Here is a 5342-nt window from a genome sequence, read left to right on the forward strand (position 1 = left end):
TCTAACGCTGCAAACTCCTTATATTCACCATCACCATCGGCAACAAACACTAATCTCGAAGCGTAGCGATCGTGTCCCGGTGGGTGGTCACTAGCTCGGATTTCTACATTGTACTTTTCGTCGGGGTTCCATTCTTTACCCTTGAAGTTGTTAGCCTCATTACTCAGCGTCCCTACTCGTAAATCAGTAAATTGCAGATGCTCTAACCGGGAGACAATTTCATCTGGGAACGCCGCGAACACAAAGTTGGGAGTCTTTTTCTGGATTTGACTTTTATGTTGAATTTTGAATTTTGTTAGCGCAGCGTTAGCGAGTCCGCGAGCGTCATTTTGAATTGATTCAAGTTCATCCTGTCGTGCCGCCCCCACATTCCAAGCCGCCGCCGCCGCCGACAATCGCTCCGACTCTGGTATGCTCTCACGGTATGCTTCAGCAAATTTGTACGCCTGCGAAAATAGCAGTCTAGTTTGCCCTTTGGTCAGTTCTGGCTTGAATTCAACTAGCTTGGCATTACTAGCTGACATCCCTGGCTTGAGTCCATGTTCTTCAATGGATTGGGGGCTAACTGTGCCGAATCTACGGAATTTGGGCTGGCCGTTATCGTCAAGCTCGTTGTCAATTTGTGCGATCGCTAATAATCTGTTACTGCGTTTGTCTGTCTCCAGCTTCAGATTAATAGATTCTGCCTTCCAAATGCCCGGATGTTTGTAGCGCAGGAGGTTTGTAATCTCCAGTTTCGTCCCCTGCTGGGTTTCAATGATGGCTGACGGCCCTTTCTCGGTTGAGCGCCGTCGCTCCATTGCTACTGCGGCATTATAGAGTTTGTCAAATTCGTACTTGGCGGCGATCGCGCTAAATCTCTGCTGGGGTGTAAATTCTACTCCTTGAAATAGGTTACTGAATTGGACTATAGGGCGGGATTCTAACTTTGATTCTTGGAAGTATTTGTTGGTTTGATTAATTAATAATTCTACTGGAGAGTAACCCTCTGTTTTTATCCCATAATTTAAATAAGCTGTTGGTGATTTTTTGTCTTTAATATAGTCAATTTGGCGATATAAATAGCGATTATTTTCTTTAATCAAGCCCATTTCAGGTTTTCTGGAGCTTTTGAATAAATCCACCGCAATTTGGTTGTGATAACACGCCTCCTCAATCATTTTACGATACAATTGATGATTAGTATTCATCGCTTGTTCAATGATTTCTGGAGTCCTATCTGGGTTTTGAGCGAGTGCTACAAATTCTTGTATATTCGGTTTATATTCTTCCCTAATTGGTTTCGGATTGTTTTGATAATTTTCTTCTTCTAGTAATTTCTCATAATGCTCTATTACTCTGTCTAAATAATAGGATTTTTGTTCAGAAGTTCCATAAGTTTTAAGGATTTCGATTTCAGACTCTAAAGATAAAAGTGAGGTCACTTGATTATTAATAATGCCCACACTGATGCCATCGCTCATGTGTATGGCTATTTGCTCAAATGGTGGTTGCTCTGAGTTAATATAAAATGATTGCTTTTTCTCTTTAACAGTAGGAGCATAAGCATTTTCAAGCTGATTTCTGTACTCCGCTTCTGCTGTAAGATTGGGGTATTTCCTAGCAAGTGCCACACCAATGCAGTCGCCGTCAAAATCTCGTCCCTGGCGTTCTGATTCGGTTTCTAATGGCACTATTTCGTCGGTCTGAAGCCTCGCTTTGATGCGTTTTAAATCTTCATCGTTGACGATAATAATACCTTCTAGACGTGTACCGTCTGGAGCTAAACAGTCATCAACAATTTTATTTGTCGAAACACATAAACCGTTAGAATTTAGGAATGGTGAACGGAAGTTGAGAACTTTTTCACCTTTATCCAACCAAGGCACACAGATTTCTCCGTTCTTCAATTCCTTGGATGGTATAATCATAGCTCTATCAAAGGTCAGTATCCCCCCCAGCGCGATATCTCTCCACTCTCCTTGGACGAATTTGGTAAGTTCTTTTCTGACTTTCTCTGTTTCTAAAATTTGGTTATGTCCACTCACCAAATCAGCTTTGATGAGCTTGTACATTAATAAATCATCTTTCTCTGACTCTTCCTCCAAGTCATCACTTGGTTCAAATTGTTCTTCAGCTTCATTCCATGTAAGAAGTTCTAATTGTTTAACAAGTGAACCATCAGCAACTTCAGATGTAATTTTCTGTTCCAATGAGGCTTTTTTTTCTTCTGTGAAAGCCTTACGTTTTTCGTATTTCTCACAGAAAAGTTGAGCCACTTTTCTGGGGTCACTTTGGGATTCAGCTAGTTTTTGGGCTTGTGCCTCCAGTTCCTCAGCAAAGTCTTTGATACCTTGAGGAAATGATGCTAATAGCTGAGATATTGCTGTTTTACCGCGTTCTGATTGTGACTTTTCGCCTAGCCAGATTTTTTGTCTGTAGAGTCCTGGTTGAATTTGGGGTTTAATGGCTCCACCTGGACGATCCTTATCTGTACCTTTGAAGCTAGAGAGGGGGAGAATTAGGTCGATTTTTTGTTCATTATTAGTGTCAGCGTATCTTATTTTTTCTAAGTTGCAAGGTCTTAGTGTCCCTTTACCGAAGCGATATTTAGTATCTTGCCCATCATTCTCTGTCCAACCAAAACGGTGCTGAATGACACGATAACTTTTATCTTGCTGTTCAACTCTATTAGTTAATTTATCATAAAGTTGTGTTGATATCTGCCCATAACAATCTCCTACTAGTTTATAAGCGTCTTCTTTGTCAATAACTTCTCCGTTTTCTCCATTAGCATCATCCACAACTAGAATATTTAATTCTTCATTGATTGCATTTTTGCAAGCCCCCAAAAATATTGAGCCGTAAGCCCCTCTATCTTTTCTATCAGGGCATAATTTATCGATTATTTCTAAGCATTCTGGAGAACCATACAGTAATCTGGTTTTAGAAGATAATAAAAGAGTCTGTCCATTTGGATGATTTTTTAAATCTTCTGGAGTACTATATTCATCTAAATGTCCAAAAGAAAATTCTTTACCAGAAAAGTAAAACTCAAGTAGAGTATTATTCAACTTTTCAGTTAAAATTGACTCAGAATTCTTAATACGTTCATCGGTATGAATCCACTGGTTTAACCTAGTATCAAAATGCTTGAATTCTAGCGACATGATTTTATTTAAACATTGTTTTTAGGAGTTTAGTATGTCAAGAATTAAACGATGGATTAACATAAATCGTAAAGAGTTTAATCCAGATGGAACGTTAAAGCCTGAAGCCAGAGAACAGATGTTATCTAAAGGTATGAATAATGCAGCAATTGATAGTTATGCTCGCAGATGTAAGGCAGAATACGATGAATGGAAACGCCTGGACGAAACCGAACCAGAAGAATGGATAGAGTACACAGCCTACGACTTCTTTACGCCCACCGAGAAACAACAGTTCAACCCAGATGGTTCTCTTAGATCCAAATATGTAGAATCTGAACTGAGAAAAGGGACTAGTCCAGAGTGGTTAGAAGAAATGGAAAGGCGCAAGAAGATTGATGTTGATAACTATAATCGGGTGTCTCAAAGAGAAGCAGCATTAGGCATAAATTTTGGGCAGCAAGAAATGAATAGGTTACGTGCCTCAAACCGAACCTATAAACAACGCCTCGAACAAATGCAGGTAGACTTGCGGAACTGCGAAGAACCCAGTTCCCTCCCTTTCGACAAAGACACCCCCTACTTCTAAAAATCAGTCCGGGCTAACTTTGAAGTTTGTGTGATTGTAGGGACAATGAATGATATCACTGTCCCTACAATGTTTTACCTCAGTTCCTTTTTGGGAATCTGTTGGGGTAAATGTTGCTGAGTAATCTGAGGTAAAGAACAGGATGGTGCGGTGAGCAACTTAACCAAGCTACCAAAGCAAGCAATCACAAGCAAGAAAGCCAAAGCAGTTTGACTAACTCTATACCAAGAATTAAAAGCTAGTTTAAACTGAATTCGTTTGAGAAAAATTGCTTCTAGCTTCTGTTCACTTATTCGATTCTTCAGAAAGTTCAAAGCTACTAGACAGTTAGAAATATCTTCACCTCTTTGAACCTTCTGGCATAACAAAATCTCTAAACGATTAATTCGTTCTTCTGGAGTATGCAAATAAACATCAGACCAATAAACATCAGACCAATCTTCACTAAGTTCAATCTTTTGTAGTTCCATTTATTTTTGACGACGACGCGGTTGTTTTAGAGAGCGTTGATAGTCTTCTAATATCTGCTTCTTCTGCGCTGGGAGAATCACAGATTTTTTATCCAAACGCAGTTGATAGCACAGGCTTTTTTCTGACGGACAGGAGATGGCAGATGGTTCATTAAACCCCCACATTAATCCTCCGAACAGAGTTGAAGCAGCAAAAGTAAAAAACATCGCAGTTCCAGAACGACCAGAACCAACCCACCGACCAAAATAAAATAGGTTTGACTTAAACTGTTCAAAGCTTTGTTGACGGAGTTTTTGTTTTTTCTCTTGCGCTTGGTTCCAGGCTTGTAGATTTTTTAACTTTTCCGAAGCTAATTTCAAAGCCTTGGTATTAGATGTCTTATCTACCTGAATATCAATCGTGCGTTCTCGCTGCTCAATTTCTTGTTTTAGCTGGTAGTCGTATCGTTGTCTGATGCGCTCGGCAATTGCATTGAGTTCATTCGAGTAGGGGGCAAGAATTTGATCTGATGTTTCTCCCACAATTGTTGCATCGGAGATGGCTTTCCCTCAATTCTTGCTAAAATCTGTTTTTCCATTTGCTTTAAGAAATCTTCGCTCTCTTCTGGTTGTTCGGCTAATCTAGCTATAGCTTTTTTAGTGTAAACTTGCCGCACAAGTCCACGAGGAATTTTTTCAACAAATTTATCTGTAACTTTATCGACCATGCCTGTTAAATCTGATTCAGTTTCTGTAGTGATATCTTCAATGTCTACTAAAACATTAGATATTGATGTTTGTTCTCCAATGGACTGACAAGCGTCAATGAATCGCTCAACTTCTTGAGGAGTATATTCATCTTGTTCTTCTAGTTCACAGAATTCAAGGATTTTTAATGCTTCACTCAACTTGAGTTTAAAGCCCTGTTTTCGAGCGAAGTTTAGTAATCCAGTTATGTCCAATGATTTAGTTGGTTTTTTCTGCCCTTTTTTTCCATTATTGTTTTCAAAAACAGAATTATTCTGAACTGTTTCTAAAACAACTATCGATGGTAATAAATTTTGGCTCTCCCAGAGTAGCTATGCTAGAATAGCAGAAATAAATCCAGTATAATTTATATAGAATTAGCAGTAATTGGTGGCAAAAGTCCAAGCTGTAAAAGAGTTATACAAGTAA

General features: G+C 39.2%; 4 protein-coding genes and 1 pseudogene. 1 reads left to right on the forward strand and 4 read right to left on the reverse strand.

The features are described from left to right. Positions 1-3149, reverse strand: a pseudogene (locus tag H6G79_RS36055) (hypothetical protein); the annotation flags it as partial. A gap of 34 nt (positions 3150-3183) precedes the next feature. On the opposite strand from H6G79_RS36055, the gene H6G79_RS36060 reads away from it, so the two are divergent. After that, entirely contained in the window at positions 3184-3717 is a 534-nt protein-coding gene (locus H6G79_RS36060) for a hypothetical protein (protein WP_190595308.1), read from the forward strand. Between the two features lie 74 nt (positions 3718-3791). Here the strand turns inward: H6G79_RS36060 and H6G79_RS36065 are convergent, their stop codons facing one another. From H6G79_RS36065 to H6G79_RS36075, 3 genes are read right to left on the reverse strand one after another with little or no spacing between them, the layout of a single operon-like run. After that, on the reverse strand, positions 3792-4187 hold the full coding sequence (locus H6G79_RS36065) for a hypothetical protein (protein WP_190595309.1): 396 nt from the start codon (positions 4185-4187) through the stop codon (positions 3792-3794). Beyond that, positions 4188-4709, reverse strand: coding sequence for a hypothetical protein (locus tag H6G79_RS36070; protein ID WP_199331749.1), 522 nt, complete (start codon positions 4707-4709; stop codon positions 4188-4190). Next, complete coding sequence (locus H6G79_RS36075) at positions 4616-5074, reverse strand: hypothetical protein (protein WP_206758814.1); 459 nt, start codon at positions 5072-5074, stop codon at positions 4616-4618. Before H6G79_RS36075 ends, H6G79_RS36070 begins: the two co-directional genes overlap by 94 nt. Positions 5075-5342: the final 268 nt, after the last annotated feature.

Origin of the sequence: Anabaena sp. FACHB-83 (assembly GCF_014697485.1) — a bacterium.
GTDB lineage: Bacteria > Cyanobacteriota > Cyanobacteriia > Cyanobacteriales > Nostocaceae > Nostoc_B.

Excerpts from the sequence above, each read along its gene's own strand:
- H6G79_RS36060 (WP_190595308.1), top strand. The coding sequence starts at position 3,184 with ATGTCAAGAATTAAACGATGGATTAACATAAATCGTAAAGAGTTTAAT.
- H6G79_RS36065 (WP_190595309.1), bottom strand. The coding sequence starts at position 4,187 with ATGGAACTACAAAAGATTGAACTTAGTGAAGATTGGTCTGATGTTTAT.